General features: G+C 41.0%; 21 protein-coding genes. 8 read left to right on the forward strand and 13 right to left on the reverse strand.

Annotated elements, in window-relative coordinates; translation table 11 throughout:
* Window positions 1–67: 67 nt before the first annotated feature.
* The gene (locus BV375_RS15605; protein ID WP_086761999.1) at window positions 68–904 is read left to right on the forward strand and encodes a sulfite exporter TauE/SafE family protein; all 837 of its coding nucleotides are present in this window, start codon (window positions 68–70) and stop codon (window positions 902–904) included.
* Window position 905: 1 nt separating this feature from the next.
* Window positions 906–1,463, forward strand: coding sequence for a DUF1634 domain-containing protein (locus BV375_RS15610; protein WP_086762000.1), 558 nt, complete (start codon window positions 906–908; stop codon window positions 1,461–1,463).
* 296 nt (window positions 1,464–1,759) lie between these two features.
* On the opposite strand, the gene BV375_RS15615 is transcribed toward BV375_RS15610, so the two are convergent.
* Window positions 1,760–2,032 carry a hypothetical protein gene (locus BV375_RS15615; RefSeq protein ID WP_086762002.1) on the reverse strand — a complete coding sequence of 91 codons (273 nt, stop codon included), beginning with the start codon at window positions 2,030–2,032 and terminating at the stop codon, window positions 1,760–1,762.
* 285 nt (window positions 2,033–2,317) lie between these two features.
* On the opposite strand from BV375_RS15615, the gene BV375_RS15620 reads away from it, so the two are divergent.
* Window positions 2,318–2,779, forward strand: a complete 462-nt coding sequence (locus BV375_RS15620; RefSeq protein WP_086762004.1) for a hypothetical protein — start codon at window positions 2,318–2,320, stop codon at window positions 2,777–2,779.
* A gap of 27 nt (window positions 2,780–2,806) precedes the next feature.
* On the opposite strand, the gene BV375_RS15625 is transcribed toward BV375_RS15620, so the two are convergent.
* The 4 genes from BV375_RS15625 to folK form a co-directional block, all read right to left on the reverse strand.
* The gene (locus tag BV375_RS15625; RefSeq protein ID WP_086762006.1) at window positions 2,807–3,616 is read right to left on the reverse strand and encodes a prohibitin family protein; all 810 of its coding nucleotides are present in this window, start codon (window positions 3,614–3,616) and stop codon (window positions 2,807–2,809) included.
* A gap of 420 nt (window positions 3,617–4,036) precedes the next feature.
* On the reverse strand, window positions 4,037–4,882 hold the full coding sequence (locus tag BV375_RS15630; protein WP_086762008.1) for an ADP-ribosylglycohydrolase family protein: 846 nt from the start codon (window positions 4,880–4,882) through the stop codon (window positions 4,037–4,039).
* 7 nt (window positions 4,883–4,889) lie between these two features.
* Window positions 4,890–5,438: an NUDIX hydrolase gene (locus tag BV375_RS15635; RefSeq protein ID WP_086687804.1), complete on the reverse strand. Its 549-nt coding sequence runs from the start codon at window positions 5,436–5,438 to the stop codon at window positions 4,890–4,892.
* Between the two features lie 88 nt (window positions 5,439–5,526).
* Window positions 5,527–6,039: a 2-amino-4-hydroxy-6-hydroxymethyldihydropteridine diphosphokinase gene (folK, locus tag BV375_RS15640; RefSeq protein ID WP_086762147.1), complete on the reverse strand. Its 513-nt coding sequence runs from the start codon at window positions 6,037–6,039 to the stop codon at window positions 5,527–5,529.
* Between the two features lie 248 nt (window positions 6,040–6,287).
* On the opposite strand from folK, the gene BV375_RS15645 reads away from it, so the two are divergent.
* Together BV375_RS15645 and BV375_RS15650 are read left to right on the forward strand one after the other, a co-directional pair.
* The gene (locus tag BV375_RS15645; protein WP_086762010.1) at window positions 6,288–8,756 is read left to right on the forward strand and encodes a penicillin-binding protein 1A; all 2,469 of its coding nucleotides are present in this window, start codon (window positions 6,288–6,290) and stop codon (window positions 8,754–8,756) included.
* A gap of 242 nt (window positions 8,757–8,998) precedes the next feature.
* Window positions 8,999–9,223, forward strand: a complete 225-nt coding sequence (locus BV375_RS15650; protein WP_086687802.1) for a hypothetical protein — start codon at window positions 8,999–9,001, stop codon at window positions 9,221–9,223.
* A 94-nt stretch (window positions 9,224–9,317) separates the two neighbouring features.
* On the opposite strand, the gene BV375_RS15655 is transcribed toward BV375_RS15650, so the two are convergent.
* The 6 genes from BV375_RS15655 to BV375_RS38155 form a co-directional block, all read right to left on the reverse strand.
* Window positions 9,318–9,740 (reverse strand): TerB family tellurite resistance protein, encoded by a 423-nt coding sequence (locus BV375_RS15655; RefSeq protein ID WP_086762012.1) that lies wholly within the window; start codon window positions 9,738–9,740, stop codon window positions 9,318–9,320.
* Window positions 9,741–9,796: 56 nt separating this feature from the next.
* On the reverse strand, window positions 9,797–11,161 hold the full coding sequence (locus BV375_RS15660; protein ID WP_086762014.1) for a 16S rRNA (cytosine(967)-C(5))-methyltransferase: 1,365 nt from the start codon (window positions 11,159–11,161) through the stop codon (window positions 9,797–9,799).
* 288 nt (window positions 11,162–11,449) lie between these two features.
* On the reverse strand, window positions 11,450–12,865 hold the full coding sequence (locus BV375_RS15665) for a glycoside hydrolase 100 family protein (protein WP_086762015.1): 1,416 nt from the start codon (window positions 12,863–12,865) through the stop codon (window positions 11,450–11,452).
* A gap of 331 nt (window positions 12,866–13,196) precedes the next feature.
* The gene (locus tag BV375_RS15670; RefSeq protein ID WP_086762017.1) at window positions 13,197–14,645 is read right to left on the reverse strand and encodes a glycoside hydrolase 100 family protein; all 1,449 of its coding nucleotides are present in this window, start codon (window positions 14,643–14,645) and stop codon (window positions 13,197–13,199) included.
* A gap of 776 nt (window positions 14,646–15,421) precedes the next feature.
* The gene (locus tag BV375_RS38150; protein ID WP_279432928.1) at window positions 15,422–16,009 is read right to left on the reverse strand and encodes a DnaJ domain-containing protein; all 588 of its coding nucleotides are present in this window, start codon (window positions 16,007–16,009) and stop codon (window positions 15,422–15,424) included.
* A gap of 27 nt (window positions 16,010–16,036) precedes the next feature.
* A complete protein-coding gene (locus tag BV375_RS38155) occupies window positions 16,037–17,212 on the reverse strand; it encodes a WD40 repeat domain-containing protein (RefSeq protein ID WP_243713955.1) in 1,176 nt (391 codons plus the stop codon).
* Window positions 17,213–17,393: 181 nt separating this feature from the next.
* Between BV375_RS38155 and BV375_RS15680 the strand changes: the two genes are divergently transcribed.
* Entirely contained in the window at window positions 17,394–18,590 is a 1,197-nt protein-coding gene (locus tag BV375_RS15680) for a Coenzyme F420 hydrogenase/dehydrogenase, beta subunit C-terminal domain (protein ID WP_086762019.1), read from the forward strand.
* A gap of 69 nt (window positions 18,591–18,659) precedes the next feature.
* Here the strand turns inward: BV375_RS15680 and BV375_RS15685 are convergent, their stop codons facing one another.
* Both BV375_RS15685 and BV375_RS15690 read right to left on the reverse strand, forming a co-directional pair.
* Window positions 18,660–19,037 carry a GxxExxY protein gene (locus tag BV375_RS15685; protein WP_086762021.1) on the reverse strand — a complete coding sequence of 126 codons (378 nt, stop codon included), beginning with the start codon at window positions 19,035–19,037 and terminating at the stop codon, window positions 18,660–18,662.
* A gap of 65 nt (window positions 19,038–19,102) precedes the next feature.
* Window positions 19,103–20,332, reverse strand: coding sequence for a methionine gamma-lyase family protein (locus BV375_RS15690; protein WP_086762023.1), 1,230 nt, complete (start codon window positions 20,330–20,332; stop codon window positions 19,103–19,105).
* An 82-nt stretch (window positions 20,333–20,414) separates the two neighbouring features.
* On the opposite strand from BV375_RS15690, the gene BV375_RS15695 reads away from it, so the two are divergent.
* Together BV375_RS15695 and BV375_RS15700 are read left to right on the forward strand one after the other, a co-directional pair.
* On the forward strand, window positions 20,415–21,233 hold the full coding sequence (locus BV375_RS15695; RefSeq protein WP_086762025.1) for an acyl-CoA desaturase: 819 nt from the start codon (window positions 20,415–20,417) through the stop codon (window positions 21,231–21,233).
* Between the two features lie 217 nt (window positions 21,234–21,450).
* Window positions 21,451–22,503 (forward strand): fatty acid desaturase, encoded by a 1,053-nt coding sequence (locus BV375_RS15700; protein ID WP_086762027.1) that lies wholly within the window; start codon window positions 21,451–21,453, stop codon window positions 22,501–22,503.
* Window positions 22,504–22,670: the final 167 nt, after the last annotated feature.

Consider the following 22,670-nt stretch of genomic DNA (forward strand, 5'->3'; position numbering starts at 1 on the left):
TTTATTTATCATCTATATTAAAAATCTCATCACACATTGATATATATCTAAGACAGAGGTATGAAATTTGAATATCCTAGAATTTTCTTTACTAGTTTGGACAGGTTCATTTACTGCTGGCTTTTTAGGTGCATTAACTGGTTTAGGTGGTGGAGTTGTAATCGTTCCCTTATTAACTTCGGTATTTGGTGTTGATATTCGATATGCTGTTGGTGCTTCCCTAGTATCTGTAATTGCTACTTCATTAGGTGCTGCGTCTACTTATATTAAAAAAGGCTACACCAATTTAAGGCTGGGAATGTTTTTAGAAGTAGCTACAACTTTAGGAGCTATAGTTGGTGCTTTATTAGCCACTGTTGTCTCTGTTAAAGCACTGACTATTGTGCTAGCGATCGTCCTTATATATTCAGCATATCTTTCTCAAAGACCTAGAGTCGAGCATATTGAAGATGAAGCAGCCGATCCTTTAGCAAACTATCTCAAACTCAATGGTACTTATCCAACTGCTGATGGACTGATGTCTTACCAAGTTCATGCTGTTCCAGCAGGATTTAGCGTGATGGTAGTAGCAGGCGTGCTTTCTGGTTTGCTTGGTATTGGTTCGGGGGGGTTTAAAGTATTAGCAATGGATCAAGCCATGCGTTTACCCTTCAAAGTTTCCACCACTACTAGCAATTTTATGATTGGCGTTACAGCCGCCGCATCAGCAGGAGTTTACCTAGCACGGGGTTACATCGATCCGGGATTGTCAATGCCAGTAATGTTGGGAGTACTACCTGGTGCTTTTTTAGGTGCTAGAGTCCTTTTAGGAGCCAAAACTCAAACTTTGAGAATAATTTTTAGTCTTGTACTGGTAGTAATGGCTTTGAAGATGGTCTACAACAGTGTCATAGGAGGGCTGTAAAATGTATAAATTCAATTCGGTTTTTCAGTCACTCTCATCAACACAGCCTGATACTGAAGTAGTAGCAATAGCTTTACAGCAAAAAGACTTAGATGCTGATATCGAACAATTTCAAGAACCACAACCCAGTATAGTGGCACCTTTGCCTAATGGTTGTGAGATTGAAAATAAAAAGAATTTAACAAAAACATTAAGCGAACAACAACTAGAAACTTTACTGAGCAACCTCCTAAAATATGGAGTTTTGCTTGCTAGTACTGTGGTATTAATAGGAGGAATACTATACCTAATACGCCACGGTTCTGAGCCTGTTACCTATCAGTTTTTTCAAGGAGAACCATCAGAATTTCGCTCACCGGTAGGTGTAATAAATGCAGTTTTATCAGGTAGCCGGCGTGGTATTGTCCAACTTGGATTGCTATTATTAATCGCTACACCTGTTTTGCGTGTAGTAATTTCTTTGTTAGCTTTTATATGGCGACGAGAATTTATTTACGTTATGGTCACTTTGTTGGTATTAGCCAGTTTAACTTATAGCCTTGTGGGAGCCTATTACTAATATTGTTATTTTTCTACTTAAAAGCCATTTATCATGTAGATATTAATGTAGAAGAGACAAAAAGCGCAAAAAGCTTTGCAAGGTTTCTTCGCAAGCTATTTTGCTAGACGGCGGTGTGGATTTTACCCCCACTTTATTGCCTTGGTGTAACGGCTGTGTAAGCATTTGAGCGTTTGCAATAGTAAGAATTAGCCGTAATCCACCTTTGTATCAGCGTTTATCTGTAGTTCGATATAAAAACGTAAGATTATACAAGATATCTATTTATGTATACCCCCAATAAAAATTTTACTTCTTTAAGAGCCAGCTAAAAAATCATTAACAAATCCTATACTTTGTTGAATTAAATTTGTTAAATAGGTTCTTAATAAATCTAGGGTTTCCACAGAAGTAGTTCCTGATACGAGAGCAGCTGCTAAACTTATTAAACCTATCAATAAAGCTAAAGTTCTGCCGAAACAACCTGGATTAATTTCCGCAAAACCTAGTTTAGTTTGCCCTAAAACAGCAATCAAGAGGAAAACAATTCCTGCTATTAAAAAGACGTTGGTTAAAGGAAAGTTTGTCATACTGTTTTAAACACTCATATTTTTGATTATAGCGATTCTAAAATTTTTCACCCAACCCAAAAATGTGGTTCAACCTGCTATATTCACTAATTTGTTCATAGATTAATTTCCTAATTATTAGTATCATTACTCGATTAAACATACTACTGAGTAATATTTTATACATTAAATTTAATCTTTTACTAGTTAAAACAGCCAAAATCTCAAATGGTATCAGTATTGTACTAGACTTTTTTTCAGTTTCTAGATTAAACTACACTAGACTGGTAGGAATAGTGTGTTTTTATGGAAAGCGTCCAAGAAGTTAGTCAAGAGTTGAGCGTAGCAGGGGAAAAACAGCCGGAGCAATTACAACAGGCTGCACCCCAAGAGCTAAAAAAAGGTATTTTAAAAAAGCTTAGAGGTGGCTTTTTCCTCGTACTTGGATATTTGCTCTCACCACTGTGTTGGTGGAATGACCTGTTATTTAATTTACCGATCGCTTACTTTTTTGGGTATATGTGTAGTTTACTATCACCCAAATTACTTCTACCTTGTTCAATTATAGGATATTGGCTATCTAACATTGTAGGCATTCTGTTAATGCAATTTGGGTCTGCGGATGTTTTTCAAAACGAAGCTAAAGAACGTAATTTGAAAAAAGAGTTATTAACAGGTTTTGTATCTTCAACTGTTTATACTCTTGTAATTATGGTATTGATACAGTTAAAAATACTCGATACTCCAGTTTTGTTCTCTAACGGTTAGCGATCGCGTTATCTAGAACAAGCAAGATTAGTTTTCGTAACCTTTAAAAAGTTCGCTCAAATTCCAAAATTTGGGCGTTTCCTTACCAACAATTAATGGTAGTTTGCCATTCCACTTTTCTATTGCTTGCCTTTGCAATATTTCTGTGGTCAAACCGTCTCGCAGTAACCTTTGTACCTCAGCTTCTCCTTTTGCCAAATTCACTTTAGCCTCAGCTTCTTTTGCTGCTCTAATCGCTATAAATTCTGCTCGCTTTGCTTCTTGTTCAGCAACTTGTTTTGCCTCTACTGCTTCGCCAAATCGTTCTGAAAAATGAACATGAACTAAAGAAATATCGTCAACAGCAATGTGATAATTACCCAGTCGTATACTCAATGCATTATCTACACCACTTTTAACTTCTCCTCGTTTAGTTATAATTTCTTCAGCCGTATACTTAGCAATGATTGCTTTTAAAACTTCTTCAACTGCTGGATGAATAATACTTTTAACTACGTCTTTCTCATCTCCAATCTGTTGAAAAATGGCATTTGCTTCCTCAGGAATAATATGCCAATTGAGCGCTACATCAGTGAAAACATCTTGTAAATCTTTCGAGGATGCCTCAGCCGAAATTTCCTGGTTTTGCACGCGAACGCTCAATTTTTTTACTGTGTTGACTACAGGAATAATTACGTGAATACCCTCCCCTAGTATTCTATTTTGCACTTTACCAAACTCCATTAAAACGCCGCGTTCACCAGCGTTAACAATTACAAACGGTGTCAAAAATATAGTTATCAATATTAATAGTGCAGTTAATTTACCAGCACTATTGAAAGCTTTATATTGTTTCATAACTATCTTTAAAAGCAAGGTAGAGCATATAAATACGGTAACTCGCTAGGAATACTGAATTAATAATGTCTAGATACAAATATGTCATAATTACACCTATCAAACAAGCCTTCTGAAGGTATACCAAAAATTGCAAAGCACTCTATTTATCTAGAGTAGTCTGGAAAAAATGCGCTGTTAGTAGGGTTAGCACAACTACCGTAGGGAACATTATTATGTTCTTACGAAACACCTATATGGCCTTTTTATTTAATTTGTAAAACCTTTGCCAGTGCTGCATTGTCTGCATATTCGGATTTTGCTGGGCAATGCCTACCCCTACCCTACAGAATTACTAATTTTTCCCAATTATTTAGGCTGGCTATCCAACAGGAAATTAGAAATGGCTATTAATAATTTTGGAAAATATATTTAATCTATTTAGTTAATCTTGTTGCCGATTAAACTCATCAACTGTTTATCCAATTTGATGAGATAATCTTTACCGTAGGCACCATTCTCTAAACCTGTAACTAGATGAATGGGAATGTCCTGTCTAATTTCTTCACTGCATGAACCAGCAGCTAAGGCAATTGTTGCGACTGTATCCACATCGCCGGTGAAGGCAATACAGTCTTGCAAGAGTTCGCTTATGCTGTCATTTCGGATTAGCGCTGTAATTGCTGCTCTAACGCTCATCCATCCTTTAGACTTAACTTTACCTTCCCACGCTTTAGACCATTCTCCAGATACATAGCTTTCGAGAAACTGTCCTAAATTGTGTTTTGGCCCTAGTCGGTAAATAAAATAATGGGACATCAGCGCCGCTGCAATGGCGGCGTGAATGCCATCGGGTGTGTTGTGGGTAATTGCTGCTTGAATGGTTGCGGCTTCTATCACCTTTTCGGGTGTGGAATAAATGCCAATTGGCCCTGCACGCATTGCAGCACCGCTTTTGTCACTGTCTGGGCGAATTTTGGCTAAAAACTCTTTTCCATCTTGAATATTTACGAGAAAATCGTAGAAACCACCAGCGTAGCCTTCTCTGCGATCGCGTTTAAAGCAGGTAACGAAACTATCAGCTAAGACTTGCGGTGTCCAAGGTGTTTGCGACACAATCACTTCGGCAATCGCAATGCTCATTTGTGTGTCGTCTGTATAGTTACCCGGAATGAGTCGATGACGGGGATGTGTGACGTATCGACTCAAATCGTTATAGACGCTCATTTCATCAGCGTATTCAAAGCCAGCTCCGTAAGCATCGCCGATCGCTAATTCTATGAGCATATTCACCTTAAACTAAGAAAGGACGAGCCAACAAAAAGCTAGAAATCGTTTTAGCATCTACTGGTTCACCGTCTAGGAAAGCTTTCTCCAGTTCTTGCGGAGTGTAATAGAGGATTTCAATATCTTCATCCTCTTCTTTGGCTGGCGGTGTTTCTAACTCTTCTACATCTCGCGCGAGAAAAGCGTAGAGAATTTCATCCGAATAACCAGGAGCTAAAAAAAACTCTCCTAACTTATCCCACTTTTGGGCACGATAACCAGTTTCTTCTTGAAGTTCACGCTGCACCGTTTCTAGGGGATCTTCACCAGGTTCTACAGTACCCGCTGGAAATTCGATGATTCTGCCTTGAATTGCAAAACGGTACTGGCGCAGCAATATCAGCTTACCCTCTGCTGTTACAGGCACAGCTAGAGCACCACCTGGATGACGAATACATTCCCATTCTCCCTCCGCTTTGTTGGGTAACCGCAAGCGATTAACTTCAAAATTGAACTTGCGCCCTTTATAGAACAAGCGTTGTTTCAGTAGCTGTGGTAATTCTCTACCTAATGGCATAGTAAAATTATATTGTCTTTAGATACACAGGCAAACACTGAAGCTGGTTGTACAACTCAGAAGCTCTCTGCATTTATGGGTGGTAATTTTAACTGCCCATCAATAAATGTACATCAGAACAGTTTACCTGTTTAACCAAATCTTTAATAACACATCCTGAAACTGGTTCTATCCAATCCGGGGCAATTTCTGTCAAGGGAACCAACACAAAAGCCCGCTCTCGCATACGGGGATGGGGAATTTGCAGGCTTGGTGTATCTACAATTAAGTCATCATATAAGAGCAAATCTAAATCTAGGGTGCGCGGTCCCCAACGTTCTTGACGAACACGCCCAAATTTTTGTTCAATCGCTAATAAAGTTTCTAATAACAGCTGCGGTAGCAGACAGATTCTCACTATGACGCAGCCGTTTAAGTAATCTGGCTGTGGCGGACCTACAGCTTTAGTTTTATACCAATGGGACTTGGCTTCTAGAACAATACCTGGTGTATTGGCTAAAGTTGCGATCGCTGCTTCTAAAATTTCCCTTGAATCTCCGATATTACTACCAAGCGCGATCGCTGCACGAACACCTTTGGCGATCGTGCCAGTTTTAGACATGTTGCTTGTCTTTTTGTCTATACCTTGCGGCATATTTTTAGTTGCTGAACGCAGTATTTTCCCTACGCAATTTTAATAAAATTCTGTATTAATATTTACGGGATCAAATTTAAAGAATTCCAAAAAATCACTGTTTGTTACTTAATTCTCTGATTTATTTATGGGATATTATACTAACACAAAGGTGGTATGCTAACCCCGAAACTGCTGGTGGTTAGGTAACAACTACATTTGAGCGAGGAACTAACGTGGGGAAACTGACCTCCTGGTTCAATCAAAGATCAAGTGATTTAAGTGCATCTGACAAGGAGAAACCGCGATTGTCGCCTGGTAATCATCTCGAAAATGAAGAATCCGTCAATGAGAACTTACCACCAACAAAGCTGGGCAAAGGAAGGCAGGTGCTAAGCCAGATGCAAAACGTCTCATCTGGAGTAATTGCCAAACTATCCAGTAGTGATAAACCGTTTTATCGTCGCCTTTGGTTCTGGGCAGGCTTGAGTTTAGGTGGTGGAATTATCGCCTTTAACTACGGCATTGGCACAATAGACCGCACATTGCCAGATAAAGCTGAATTGAACGCCGTTGTCCGAGAGCAAACATTAACTATTAAAGCTGCCGATGGTACTATCTTGCAACAGCAAGGAGAAGCGGCAAGAGAACAGCTCAACCTGGAGCAAATGCCAGATAGGTTGAAAAAAGCTTTCATCGCCTCAGAAGATAGAAGATTTCAGCAACACAAGGGAGTTGATGCTCAAGGAATAATCAGAGCAGTTTGGAATAACTTGCGATCGCAAGATGTTGTTGAAGGTGGTAGCACAATTACTCAACAGCTAGCACGGATTCTCTTCCTTAAACAAGAAAAGACAATCTGGCGCAAGCTCAAAGAAGTCCGTCTGGCACAGAAGATGGAGCACGAATTGACCAAAGACCAGATTTTGGAGCGTTACTTAAATCTAGTCTATTTGGGTTCTGGGGCTTATGGTGTAGCTGATGCTGCATGGGTATACTTCAGCAAATCAGTAGATCAACTGACTTTACCGGAAATGGCCACTATCGCTGGATTAGCGCCAGCCCCAAGTCTCTACGCCCCAGACAAAAATCCTGAAGCTGCAAAAGCCAGGCGGAATTTGGTGTTGCAGCGGATGCAAGAAGATGGCGTCATTACCGCAGCCGACAGAGAAAGTGCAAGTCGGGAACCGCTAATCGTTAAAAGTAGTCTCCCCAAGCGCCTGCAAGTAGATTCACCCTACTTTACTACCTATATTCAAAAAGAATTGCCTAAGTATGTTTCTCCTGATGTGTTAGCAGGAGGGGGTTTAGTTGTGGAAACTACTTTAAACCCGACTTGGCAGAAGTTTGCAGAAGAAGCAGTGGCGAAAACACTGCGAAATCAAGGTCGCTGGGAGAATTTTAAACAAGCAGCAATGGTTGCTATTGACCCCCGTAATGGTGAAGTTCAGGCAATGGTTGGGGGCAAAGACTTTGGGAAAAACCAGTTTAATCGCGTGACTCAGGCCCAGCGTCAGCCAGGCTCGACATTTAAAGGATTTGTCTATGCTACCGCGATCGCCAGTGGTAAAAACCCTTATGATACTTACGAGGATGAGCCTTTTGTCGTAGATGGCTATGAACCGAAAAACTACAGCGAAAAATTCCACGGCTCGATGAGTATGCGAGATGCTCTCACCCGTTCAATTAATATAATTGCGGTGAAGGTATTGATCGATGTGGGATTTGCACCAACTATTAAGCTCGCCCATGATATGGGAATTAAGTCAGAACTTAAGCCCACTTATTCCTTGGCTCTTGGCTCGAATGAAGTGAATTTGCTAGAATTGGCTAGCGCTTACGGAAGCTTTGCTACCCAAGGCTTACACACAGATGCTCATGGTATTCGCCGTATCCTGAACCGTCAAGGCAAGGTAATTTGGTCGGCTGATTTCCCCGCTAGGCGCGCTCTAGATGCTGATAGCGCTGCAATTATGACCTGGATGCTACGTAATGTCGTAGAAGAAGGTACTGGTGCTGCTGCCCAATTAGATAATAGACCGGTGGCTGGAAAGACAGGCACCTCCGATGAAGCCCGCGATTTATGGTTTATTGGCTACATTCCCCAACTAGTGACAGGAGTTTGGCTAGGTAATGATGATAACCGCCCGACTTGGGGTAGTAGCGGTAGTGCTGCTTATACCTGGCATGAATTTATGGAAAAAGCCGTAAAAGATATGCCAGTTGAAAAGTTTCCTGCACGTCCTAAACTAGATGGTCGAAAAGGCACGATTAAAGCTCAACCCTTAAAGCCCAAACGAATTGAGAATAAGTCTGTTTCCTCTGATGATGATGAGGACAACTCTAGCAGTGAGGAGCGTCCATCAAGAAGACGCAGATCTTATCAACAAGATCAACAACAAGATCAACAACAAGATGAGACTCCCAGACGCCGCAGACGTTATTATCAACAGCAAGATGATGAAACAGGTTCATCTAGCAGGAGGCGGCGTCGTTATCGCACTGAAGAAGCAAGCAACAGCAGTGATTCCTCAGAATCTCGTCCCAGACGGCGCAGTCGCCGGGTAGAGTCTTCTGAGCCTTCGTCACCTCCTAGGTATCGGAGATCATCATCTTCCTCAGGTAATAACTCATCCGGTTCAGGAAATTCATCGCCAGCACAGCCTTCTTGGCGGGACAGACTTAAACCATCCTCTTCGGAATGAGACTAATCAACTAATACGGTTCGGTTAAGGGGGAAAAGGAAAAGGGTAAATTTAAACTTTTCCCCTTTTATCCTTTGCCCAAAACACAAGGGAAGCTAGAAAACTAAACCGTTGAATATCTGTTTTCCGGAGTTTACCTGGGCAACTGATATTCAACTGTTCAAACTAGGGGGGGATGTTAGGTGCTACGCTCGTTTTATAGTCTGATAAGCAGTGTTACCTAACATTAGGAGAAAATACTCATGCTTTTATTGATGCAAACAGCAGCACAAGCAGCAGATGCGCCGCATTTTCCTTTTGCCTTTACCTTAGTGTATGTAGTTGGTTTTATTGCTGCTGTCACCATTGGCTCGATCGCCTGGTACAACTCTAAGCGTCCCCCCGGTTGGGAAAGCAAAGAGCGTCCTGACTTTGTGCCCAAAGTTGAAAAAGAAGAGACTCCGGGCGTGGGTGAACCGAAGTCATAAGCAGTAATGAGTGCTGAGTTAAATTATCAAATTTTAAAATCATCAACAGGCGCGATAAACCGCGTCTGATTAACTCACAAATCATAAATCTCTGTTAGTTTTGAACTTCAACCCAACGCCGATAAAGCTTTTGAATTTGTTTGAGCAAAGCAGTGTGGGCTGATTGGGTTGACTCACTGGCCTTAGTGATCTCCTGTAATTTTGTCAGGAGTCTTGCTTCCTCAATTGCTACGTCGCCGTCGCTGTAAATTAAACCACTGATCGCTTCAATTAGGCTAACGCAATCTTCAATACTGGGGCGATCGCCTAAATATTCTTGCACCCAGCCATAGCACTCTTTTGGCTGTACAGGAACCAATTCGTACAACCACGGCTTAATCTCTGGATCGGTAGCTAGACCTTTGGCTTGGGCTATTTCTCGGAGGTATTGCCGTTCCTCCGGCTGGATTACTCCATCAATCCAAGCCGCACCGATCAGGATCTTCACTAAGTTTTTCACATTGGAATCAGTAACCATGCTGCATCCTCTGGGAGATTTCAACCTCGATCAAATGGTACAGTCACAAACAGTATTCACTCGGAATCATTAGTTTTTCTTAAGCGAACCATAAAAAAGCCATCCATATTCTGGCGATGGGGCCAGACTTTGCACCACCCTTTTGGAGTGGAATAGCTAAAAAGAGGCGAATCAGCATGGGGAGGCTCTATTTGCCAATTAGGAAATTCAGTTAAAAACTCTGAAATCACCTCTTCATTTTCTGCTGGATGCAGCGTACAAGTTGCGTAGACTAGTACTCCACCTGGTTTAACAAAAGTTGAGGTATGCGAAAGTAATTCTTTTTGCAGCTTGGTAAGCTCTTGGACAGTTTCTGGTGTTTGTCGCCAACGTGCATCAGCATGGCGATGCAAGGTACCCAAACCAGAGCATGGAGCATCTAGTAAAACGCGATCGCCAGTATTTTGAAATTGTAAGAATTGGCGACTGTCTCCAGTACAAATTTGAATAGATTGTAAATTCAAGCGTCGTGCATTTTCTTGGAGTTTGCGTAGTCTAGAGGAAGTGCGATCGCAAGCCCAAATTTTCCCTTTATCCCCCATCAATTCAGCGATGTGAGTTGTTTTCCCTCCAGGTGCAGCACAAGCATCAATTACTACTTCTCCTGGTCGCGGGTCGAGCAAATGACTCACCATTTGAGCGCTACTATCTTGTACAACCCACCAACCTTCTTGAAAACCAGGTAAATTTTGAATTGGGCCGCTATTACTAATTAATCTTAAAGCTTGGGGTAAATTCGGAAGCCGCTTCACTAAAACATCAGCCGATTGCAACGCCTTTTCCACCACATCAGTTGAAGTTCGCAGTGGGTTAACGCGCAGATCGATTGTTGGTGATTGATTCATCCATTCACATAATTGTTCTGTTTCAGCAAAACTCAGTTGTTCTAACCATACTTGAATAATCCAGTCAGGAAAACTATATAAAATACCCAAGCGTTCTAAAGGATTTTCTGGTAGTTGCAAGGGGAGATGAGGATAATCTCCCTTATTATTTTCTGCAAGCCTAATATACTGTCGCAACAGACCATTCACAAAACCCGTAAGTCCCGAAAAGCCATTTTCTTTAGCTAGTTGGACTGTAGTATTAACAGCCGCAGAGGCAGGAATCCGTTCTTGATAGCATAGTTGGTATAAACCTAAATGCAGAATAGTGCGGAGGTCTTTTGGTTGTTGGTGGGATTTCTTTTTGGCGAGTTGGTCAATCAAGGTGTCGAGGGTGCGTTGTCGCCTGACACTGCCATACACTAATTCTGTTACTAAACGGCGATCAATATCTTGTAATTTAACCTTTTGCAGCACTTTGTCTAGAGCAACATCACCATAAGCCCCTTTGTGAACATCTCGCAGGGCAAGAAAAGCTATTTGACGGGGGTTTGTCATGAAAATATTTAAATTATGGATTTCAGGACATATGAGGAATCGTATGTTTACATTCTGACAATATTTACAGTACTTATCTATAAACTTGCGCTTAATGATTACCTCACTCTTCCTTGGAGTTACTGGCGGTTCATTTATTAAATATTAAATTTCCAGGAATCATCAATCACTTATAAAAAATCTTAAGTAATCTAGGCTGGGTATTGCCAGCCCTACAGGATGATTAATTGTTTGCTTGCCAATAGGATAAGACCAATACAAATTTTATGATTTTATTTAACTTTAAACTTATAAATCACAAACTTGGGAAGCATTGTTTAAATCAAATTCTGCAAAACTAATTAATTCTAAATAATCAGGGTTGCGCATCAATTCTTTTGCTAATAAAAACCCGGTAATTGTCCAGGTTTGATATCTTCTAGCTTCTTTACCAATTAATAATCCCCTCGTCCCATCGTAATATTGTGGCCATTGATCTTCACTAAGACGGGTTTGGGCAATTTCAATAGCGCGTTGAGCAAGACTTGTTCTACCTGTTTTTTGAGCAGCAGCAGTTAACAACCACAGTAAGACTGGCCAACTACCACCATTATGATACGACCAAGGTAGATTTTTGGGGTCACATCCTGTAAAAATTCTGTACTCTTCTTTTTCTATAGCAGGGAAACAGATTTTCATCGGCATTTCTGCCACTAAGTCTTGCCATTGTTCTTCAATTAAATACATAATTGCTTGTGATTGGCGATCACTAGCTAAAGAAGTCAGAATCGCCATCAAATTTCCAAGTGAAAAAAAGCGAGTATCTAGCTGCGAGGGACCAACATTACCAGCTAAATAACCACCGAGTTTTGGTAACCAAAGAGCCAACTTAGCATAAGCAATTGAATCTGCATATATATTGAACTGATTGACGGCTGTATGACCATATTCTTCACCCTTAAAGCGATAAATTGCATTCAGGCGATGCATATCTATCCAATAATGATTCCGAATATGATCTCGTAATAGAGGTAAGCGATTATCTATACCTATAACAATCTCTTCATCGCCTGCACAAATTAGCAGCTTACGAGCAGCACGCAATGCTGCATAGAATAGAGCTTGAATTTCTAAAGGATAGCCGTAAATACCCAAACGCCGTTGAATCATACAAGCGCCATCTGGAACTAATAGCGTTGGGTACATATCAAATCGAGTCGCCAAGCAGAGTTCCATTATTAACATGATTCCCTGCTGAAACTCAGGTTGCAAGGCGAAATTTATATCTTTTGTGGCTTTGACATAGGCATATAAAATAATAATCCACCAGAGGCAAGAATCAACTGGTGTAACTCTAGCGATCGCATGTTCGCCAAAATCTGCTTCTAAATATTCTTGCCCATTCGTTGATACCACTTTGAAGCTCGCTGGTATCAAACCTCGACCAGGTGTATAAGCATTCAAGAGATTTTCAGTTGGTTGTAATTTTAAAGTTTCTTCAAGGAAATTACGGACAATATCATATCTACCTTTGCTGAGAAAAAGTAAGGCTGAGGGTACAAAATCTCTGACAAAGCAATGATCGTAATTCAATGCTACTTCTGATGTTTCGCCAGCGGCGATTGTACCTATAGGGCGACCTTGATAGTAAATAATCGACTTTTCTAGTAGTTCCCATGCCTGTTTTTCTATGTCATCAAATATTAGTAATTCCTCTCTTTCCATTACGAAAACCACTCCATCCTTCTTGGATTTTGGCAGTAAATGATACTTTTATTTTTCTTCGTTGATGCAATGCTTTTTCGCCGATTAATAAAGACAAAAATATATAGTCACTGAGCTTTTGCCACACTCTCTCCAGCGCTATAATTCATTGTCCATTCTCTCAGGATAGCCCAATTTTTTCACTTACTTCATTTTCTGTGATGACATATTCTTGAAGTGCTCGTAGAGAGCAATTTAGAAAACAGAAAAGCCCCTATAGCTACAAAGGGGCTTTTAAAATATTGTTTATCCTGAACAATCAATTTATTTTAGTAGCAATAAAACTTTGCTGCTATCGCGGCATGTATGGATCTATACTACCAATTTCAAACTCACATGCTCTAGAAACTGCTTCTGGGGATAATTCATCAAAACTTACTAATCGTAAATAACTGGGGTTAGCTATCAGTTCTTTTGCTAATAAGAACCCAGCAATAGACCAAGTTTGATATTTCCTAGCTTGCTTACCAATCAATCGTCCTTTTTTACCATCGTAATATTCTGGCCATTCATCTTCACTTAGACGTGTTTGGGCAAGTTCAATAGCCTTTCTAACTAAACCTGTTTTGTTAGTTTTCACAGCAGCAGCTGCCATCATCCACATCAAAACTGGCCAACTTCCAGCATTATGATAAGACCAAGGAATATTTTTGGGGTCACATCCTGTGACAATTCTATACTCTTCGTGTTCTAAAGCTGGGAAACAAATTTTCATTGGCATATCTCCCACCAAATCTTCCCATCTTTCCTCAATGAGGTTCATAATCGCTTGCGACTGTTCTTCAGTTGCAAGATCGGAAATGATCGCCATCAAATTACCAAGGGAAAAGAAACGAGTATCTAGTTGAGAAGGACCAACATTACCAGCTAAATAACCACCTTTTCTCGGTAGCCATTTATCTAATTCATAATAAGGAAGAGAATCTACATATATATTGAATAAATTGACTGCTGCTTTGCCATACTCTTCACTTTTGAAGCGATAAATGGCATTCAGACGATTAATATCTATCCAATAATGTTGACGAATATGAGCACATAAAAGAGGTAAGCGGTTATCAATCGCTGCCACAATATCTTGATTACCTTGACAAATTAGCAATTCACGAGCAGCGCGCAGAGCCGTATAAAATAGAACTTGAATTTCTAGAGGATGACCATATATACCCAAACGGCGATCAATCATACAAGCGCCATCTGGAACCAACAGTGTTGGGTACATATCAAAACGATTCGCCAAGCAGATTTCCATAATCAACTTGATACCGTTTTGAAATTCAGGTCGATAGGCTAGGGAACAATCTTTAGTGGCGACTACATAAGCACGCAACAAAATAATCCACCAGAGACAGGAATCAACAGGTGTGACTCGCGCGATCGCGTGTTCGCCAAAATCGGCTTCTAAATATTCCTCGCCATTGAGAGATACAACTTTGAAGCTAGCTGGAATTAAACCTCTACCCGGCTTATATGCATCTAACGCTCTTTCTTTAGGCTGTAACTTTAATGTTTCTTCTAGAAAATTACGGACAATTTCTGTTTTACCTTTGATTAGGAAAATTAGAGCCGACGAAACAAAATCTCGGATAAAGCATTGGTCGTAATTCAGCGCCTCTACAGACGGATCGTATGCGGCCAAAGTCCCCACAGGACGACCTTGATAATAGAGAATCGACCTTTCTAGTGCTTGCCAAGCTTCTTCTTCTATATTTTCAGCTATTACCAATTCGTTTATCTGCATCGCCAAAATAACTCCATTAGGATTGTAAATGTGTGGTAGATGCGTTTTGATTTATGCTGCTACTCGGATCATAACAAAGACGATTTTTTGAATAGCAAATAGAATTTGGGAATAATGAAGTCTAAAAAAGATGTCTGTAACTGCCATTTTTTGCAGCTTAATTGACAGTTATTTTGCTTTGAAGCAATGAGCGTATTGGTGAATAATAAAATTTATTTTTCACCTTAAGCAATAATATTACTTTTAAAGCACTTAAGCAAAATATATTTTTATATCGATCATTCATCCACTTTTATACATGGAATGTTTGCTTTCCCAACCAAAAATATATTGCTAGCACTGTTTAAGGTTTCCTTAGAATTTAACTAGTTACAGTATCTCTATTAAGTAGGATTTAGTTTTTGAGGCTACAAAATGAAATTCATTCCCCTATAACTTAATAATTTATAACGTTTTTTTAGAAGTTGCAACATGAATAATTAAAAAATTTAAGAAGTCAATACTTCTTAAGGATTATATATTGTAACCTATTTAGCCATTAAGTAGGGAGCTTTTGAAAGTAAGTAGCTAAAATGCAAAGTATGCCAAAGAGAGAAACAATAAGTTTTTATATTTGTGCTATTAAACCCAAAATATCCAATATTCAGGGAAGTTAAAGTGATTATTGAAACAATAACAAAACTTAAAAAATTTGGCTTGAGGTTCACGCAAAGGCGCAGAGGAAGAGTGTAGAGGAGTGCGATCGCTCTTGAATTCGTCTTCACTAATTAATTAAATTATTGAAATTTGCTCGATTTCTCAGTAGTCAATTGCTCTTGAAACTTCTGGTAAGCTCGATTAACTGCTTGGATTGAGGCTTTAGCACTCCCAGAAGGATTGATATCAGGATGATACAATCTTGCTAACCGACGGTAAGCAAACTTCACATCTTTGGGATGAGCATCTTGAGCTACACCCAAAACTTCCCACCATTCGCCAGACTGTATAGTATCAAATGTCAAGTTATCAAAGCTTTGAGCTTGATGCCAAATCTTGAATGTACCACCATTACCACCACTTAATAGTGTTTTGCCATCAGGACTAAAAGCTACAGGAATAAGGCCGTTTAGAGTTTGTATGAGTCTGCCTGTCTTTACATGCCAAATTTTGATAATACCATCGCTGCTGCTACTGGCTAGGGTGTTTCCATCAGTGGTGATGCTAACAGATAAAACCGCCGTTAAGTGTCCAGTCAGAGTATGGAGTAATTCTCCGGTATTGAGATTCCACAGCTTAATTGTGGTATCTGTACTACCACTAATTAAATTTTGACTATCAGGACTAATAATAACTGTATTAACTGCTCCCAAATGTTCAGATAAAATGGAACGCTGTTTCCAAGTGTTGACATCCTAAAGCCTGATAGTTTTATCAGCACTACCACTAGCAATGGTTTTACCATCACAACTTACAGTAACAGACAAAACTGCATCAGAATGTCCATTCAAGGTACATTTTATTGTTCCTGTATAGCTTCCCCAAACTCTAATAGTCTTATCGGCACTACCACTCACAACATATTTACCATTAGGGCTGAAGGCAATTGAGTGAACAAAACCATTATGACTGTAGGGAGAGTTTAGATAAAAATATGTACGCAAGAATTTTCTTGCATCTATCTGCCAACTGCTGATTTTGCGATCGACACTAGCGCTTATAATCTTTTGCCCATCGGGGCTGATAGCAACAGATAAAACTGCTTCTGCTTGTCCAGAGAAAGTATAAAGCCATTTTCCTGTGGTCAAATTCCACAGATGAACTTGCCGATCGTCACTGCCAGTAGCACAAATATTACCATCAGGACTGATAGCGATTACATTCACTGCGGCTAAGTGTCCCTTTAGCGTATGTACACATTTCCAATTTTCAGTTGGCTGGGTGGTGACAGCAATTATTTTTGTTTCCGCAGTAGAAGTTTCAGATTTGTTAACTTGCTTACAATTAGATTCAGTCTTTTGCCTTAATTCAGCCTTCAACAGTTGTAATTCATCTTCAACTTCTAAAGCAGCAAATTTTTGATTGAGATCCTCACCAGATAAAAATGCCTCCAACTCCATCACAGCTGCGGCATAATAATCCATTTGTAATACTTTATCTTCCATTCGTTCAAAAACCTGTGCGGGACTTTCGCGAACTTCCGATTCGTCTAACAACTTGGCAATACCATAGGCAGCGAGTCCCACCACCGCACCAACGCCTACCATAGGTACTGTGCCAATACCAAACGCCAGCCCTATTTTTGGTGCAACTAATCCCATTCCACCAACGACGCTAGAAAAGCCAGCACCACCCACTGCGCCAATTCCCATAGCACCGAAAGCAGCTGCATCTCCTTGTGCTATTGCTTTAAAAGCACCATAAGCAGCTGCACCACCCACAGCACCAATGCCAACTACTGGAACTGTGCCCAGCCCCACAGCGCCAAATCCTCCAGCTAATCCCATCCCGCCAACTGTTGCGGAAACACTAGCGCCTGTTATGCTGCCTCCAGCAATAAATGCTGCTCCAGTTTGGAAATTTTCTGTCACTTTAAATTTCTTTGGAGAAAATCTTGATAAAACCAAGATGCTCCAAATGAAAAACAGATGAGAATAGAAAAAATACTTAAAAGTTTGTTTATACTTTTCTTACTCAATTTCTATCGTGAAGTTCATAGCTTGTGACGGTATTGTAGTAAAAGCTATGCCTGGATAAAACAAACAATTTATTATGACTTCGGTTTCTCCTCATAAAAAAGCCAAAGCCTTAAAACCCACTAGCCGCCGCCCTGCGAAAGAACTTTGTAGCGAGTGCGGACTGTGCGATACATACTACATTCACTACGTTAAAGAAGCTTGCGCCTTCATTAATCAGCAGATAGGCGAACTCGAAGAACAAGCGCACACCCGCCCCCGCAATCTCGATAATCCCGATGAACTCTACTTTGGCGTTCATCAAGACATGATGGCGGCGCGGAAACAGCAGCCCATCGAAGGCGCACAGTGGACGGGTATTGTCAGCAGTATTGCGATTGAAATGTTGAATCGTGGCATAGTTGAAGGTGTTGTCTGCGTGCAAAACACCAAAGAAGACCGCTTTCAACCCATGCCCATTATTGCCAGCACTCCAGAGGAAATACTGGCAGCTAAAGTAAATAAACCAACACTATCACCCAATTTATCTGTTTTAGAACAGATAGAAAAATCCGGGATGAAGCGGCTATTAGTGATTGGAGTTGGTTGCCAAATCCAGGCATTAAGAGCCGTAGAAAAACAGCTTGGGTTAGAAAAGTTGTATGTGTTAGGTACTCCGTGCGTAGATAACGTTAGCCGTGCTGGACTGCAAAAATTCTTAGAAACCACTAGCCGATCGCCTGAGACAGTCGTGCATTATGAATTCATGCAAGACTTCCGAGTTCACTTCAAACATGAAGATGGTTCTTTAGAGACTGTGCCATTCTTTGGCTTAAAGACCAATAAACTCAAAGATGTCTTTGCTCCTTCTTGCATGAGTTGCTTTGATTACGTCAACTCCCTAGCCGATTTAGTTGTTGGCTACATGGGCGCACCCTTCGGCTGGCAATGGATTGTAGTTAGAAATGATACAGGTAAAGAAATGTTGGACTTGGTGAAAGACCAGTTAGATACCCAACCTGTCATGTCCCAAGGAAATCGTAAAGAAGCTGTACAACAAAGCATTCCTGCTTACGATAAAGCTGTTACCTTACCGATGTGGGCAGCAAAATTGATGGGTGTGGTAATTGAAAGAATTGGGCCCAAAGGGTTGGAATATGCTCGGTTTTCGATTGATTCGCACTTTACAAGGAATTACTTGTATGTGAAGCGGAATCATCCCCAGAAGTTGGAGGCGCATGTGCCGGAGTATGCTAGGCGGATCGTTGGGCAGTATAAGTTACCGAAAGAATAGCTCACGCAAAGGCGCAAAGACGCAAAGGAAAGAGTAAAATCTAATCTTCGCGTCTTTGATGTCATATTTTTACAACCCATTTACTACCCGCGAGATACCGTCTTTGATGAGAAGGGTTCCAAAGTTGATGAGTAAACCAAGGCGCTTGTTAGCAAGGCGAAGGTGGGTTAGCAATTGTTTTTTGTGTACTGGATGTACTGTTTCTACAGATTTGAGTTCGACAATAACTTGATCTTCAACTATGAGGTCGGCACGAAACCCCACTTCCAAACGCACACCTTCATAAACAACAGGTATGGCTTGCTCCGCTTCTACCCGCAACCCTCGGTTCCGTAACTCATACTCCAGAACAGTCTGATACACAGATTCCAGCAACCCCGGCCCCAAAGTTGTGTGAACCTTGTAAGCAGCATCAACAATTTCCTTGGCAATCTCATTCTCATGCATCTTTCTTTGCGCCTTTGCGCCTTTGCGTGAGACAATCCTAACTCATGTTATTTATATAACTATCCTCAAGCCATCCCTACTGCTTCTATTGCCGCCTCCAATGCAATCGCAATATGGGTCCAATGCGTCCCTCCCTGGCAATAAACGACATACGGCTCACGCAAAGGCCCATCCGCTGAGAATTCCAAAGTACTGCCCTCGATAAATGTCCCCCCAGCCATAACTACCTGGCTCTCATACCCTGGCATTTCATCGGGGATGGGGTCTAGGTAGGAACCAATGGGAGAATTTTGTTGTACGGCTTTACAGAAGGCAATCAGCTTTTGTGCAGAACCAAGTTTGATTGCCTGAATTACATCGCGACGGGGAGCAAAAGGTGCTGGATTTACAGGATAGCCAAGCTTGTCAAACACGTAACCAGTCAGATGAGTGCCTTTCATCGCCTCTCCTACCATCTGTGGTGCGAGAAATAAGCCTTGGAATAGCAGGCGATTTTGGTCAAAGGTAGCACCAGCATAACTACCAATACCAGGAGCAGTGAGGCGACAGGCAGCAGCTTCTACCAAGTCAGCACGACCGACGACATACCCGCCTGCGGTGACAATCGTGCCACCAGGATTTTTAATCAATGAACCCGCCATTAAATCAGCACCAACATCTGTGGGTTCTTTTGTTTCGATGAATTCGCCGTAGCAGTTGTCTACAAAGCAAACTGTGTTGGGATTTTGCTGTTTGACTAAGTGGACGATTTTTTCGATGTCAGCAATGGACAAGCTAGGACGCCAAGAATAGCCACAAGAACGTTGAATTAAAACTAAACGTGTGTTATTAGACACACTATTGCTTAAGGCTTGCCAATCTATGGTTCCGTCCGAGGTTAAGTCTAATTGACGGTAATTTATGCCAAACTCAATAAGGGAGCCTTGACCTTGACCCCGTAGCCCAATTACTTCTTCGAGCGTATCGTAGGGAGAACCGACCACTGCTAACATTTCATCTCCAGGACGCAGCACCCCAAATAACGCACAAGCGATCGCGTGAGTCCCGGAAACAAACTGCACCCGCACTGCTGACGCTTCGGCACCCATTACTTCGGCAAATACTTTATCTAAAGTTTCTCGTCCTAAATCATCGTGACCATAGCCACTTACACCCGCAAAATGGTGTGCACCGACACGTTGATTACGAAAGGCATTTAGCACTTTTTGAAGATTTTGCTTGACCTGAGCGTCAATTCCAGAAAAAATCTCTAACAGTGCCTGTTCTGCTTGTTGCAGCTGTTCCAAGCTGTTCATTGTTTCCTCGTTCACAAAAAATTTAAAATGCGGATTTTTCGATCGCGCAGACTAGGCTTAACCTTTCCTATTCAGGTTTCCCATGACAATTGCTACCTCAACCAAACTTCAAATTAACTGGGTTAATACCCTATTCTTCGCTGCATTGCACATCGGAGCTCTGTTTGCCTTGGTTCCTAGTAACTTTAGCTGGAGTGCAGTTGGTGTCGGTTTATTGCTCTACTGGATCACTGGTGGTTTAGGAATTACTTTGGGATTTCACCGCCTGGTTACCCATCGCAGTTTTCAAACTCCCAAGTGGCTGGAATATCTATTGGTTCTTTTCGGAACTCTCGCCTGTCAAGGTGGGCCAATTGAGTGGGTGGGTACGCACCGTATCCATCATCTACATTCGGATACTGAACAAGACCCTCATGATTCTAATAAGGGTTTTTGGTGGAGTCACATGGGTTGGCTGATTTATCACGCGCCTGCTCACGCAGAAGTTCCTCGCTTCACTAAAGACATTGCCGAAGACCCAGTTTATCAGTTTTTGCAAAAATATTTTATTCTCGTGCAAGTGGCTCTGGGTTTATTACTATTGGCTATTGGCGGTTGGCCGATGGTGGTTTGGGGAATTTTTGTGCGCATTGTTTGGGTTTACCACTGTACTTGGTTAGTCAATAGCGCCACTCATAAATTTGGTTATCGCAGCTACGAAGCAGGCGATCGCTCAACTAACTGCTGGTGGGTAGCCTTACTAGTATTTGGTGAAGGTTGGCACAATAATCATCATGCTTTCCAATACTCAGCGCGTCACGGCTTAGAATGGTGGGAAATTGACATGACTTGGATGACTATTCAATTGCTGCAAGTGCTTGGTCTCGCTACAAATGTGAAGCTGGCAGATAAAAAGTCCTAAGCAAGTCGTTAATTGTCAGTTTAATCTTGTCATTGGATGGTTGACTGTAGACAATTAATTGATGACAAAGTTTTTTCAGCAACTATGATATCCATTGACTAATTCCGAAAAAAGAGTGGCTTAGGTTGCTATAATCCGAGACGCTATTGTTAAGAAACTTTACGACAAACCACTTTGTGGTGTGTTGGTGGTAGTTTTTGTTGTTTTTCAGGTTTTCATGACTACATCAATAATCAAAAATCAGAATCAAGCCTATGACCTTGGTAATTCCGACCTGAGGCTTAAAGATATAATTAAAACCTTGCCAAAGGAGTGCTTTCAGAAGAATAAGCGTAAAGCTTGGACAAAAGTGCTGATTGCTGTTGTGATGGTGGCTTTAGGCTACTTCAGTATCGCCATTTCTCCTTGGTTCCTCTTGCCCTTTGCTTGGATTTTTACAGGCACTGCTTTAACAGGTTTTTTTGTTATCGCTCATGATTGTGGTCATCGTTCGTTTGCTAACCGTCGCTGGGTAAATGATTTGGTCGGGCATTTATTAATGCTGCCTTTGATTTATCCATTTCACAGTTGGCGTCTTAAGCATAATTATCACCATAAGCATACAAATAAGCTGGAAGAGGACAATGCTTGGCATCCCATCACACCAGAAATATTTAAAAGTTGGGGTCCATTTCGGCAATCTGTCTTTGAAGGCTTCATGCGTAACCGCCTTTGGTGGCTAGGTTCTATTGGGCATTGGGCAGTTGTACATTTTGATTGGCGTAATTTCAAAAATAAAGACCAATCAAGTGTTAAACTTTCTGTGGCTGTAGTAGTTCTGTTTGCAGCTGTGGCGTTCCCGCTGCTCATCGCTACAACTGGTATCTGGGGATTTGTCAAATTTTGGCTTTTACCCTGGATGGTTTACCATTTTTGGATGAGTACTTTTACAATTGTTCACCATACTGCCCCAGATGTTCCTTTTGTGGCAGTAAACAAGTGGAACGAGGCTCTAGCACAACTATCTGGAACTATTCACTGTGATTACCCACGCTGGATAGAATTCCTCTGCCATGATATCAATGTCCACGTACCCCACCATCTTTCCACTGCGATTCCTTCTTATAATCTGCGGCTAGCTTACAGCAGCATCAAAGAAAATTGGGGGGATTATCTACATGATGAAAGTAAGTTTTCTTGGGCTTTAATGAAGCAAATTACAGACCAATGTCAACTGTACGTAACTGATGTTGGTTATCAGACTTTTGACGAATATTATGCAGGGCGATAAATCAAAGATAAAATATAACTTGGGAAGTTCTTTAGTCTTCCTAAAAGTTGTGCCTTTATCTGCGTTGTAATTTCACCTTGTAAGTTATTTGAATTCTGGCAGTTCCTACTGATGAACATTGTTCAGGAAATTGCCAGAAAATCTTCTCGTGTGCAGGTTAGTGAGAA

The organism is Nostoc sp. 106C (genome assembly GCF_002154725.1).
Lineage (GTDB): Bacteria > Cyanobacteriota > Cyanobacteriia > Cyanobacteriales > Nostocaceae > Aulosira.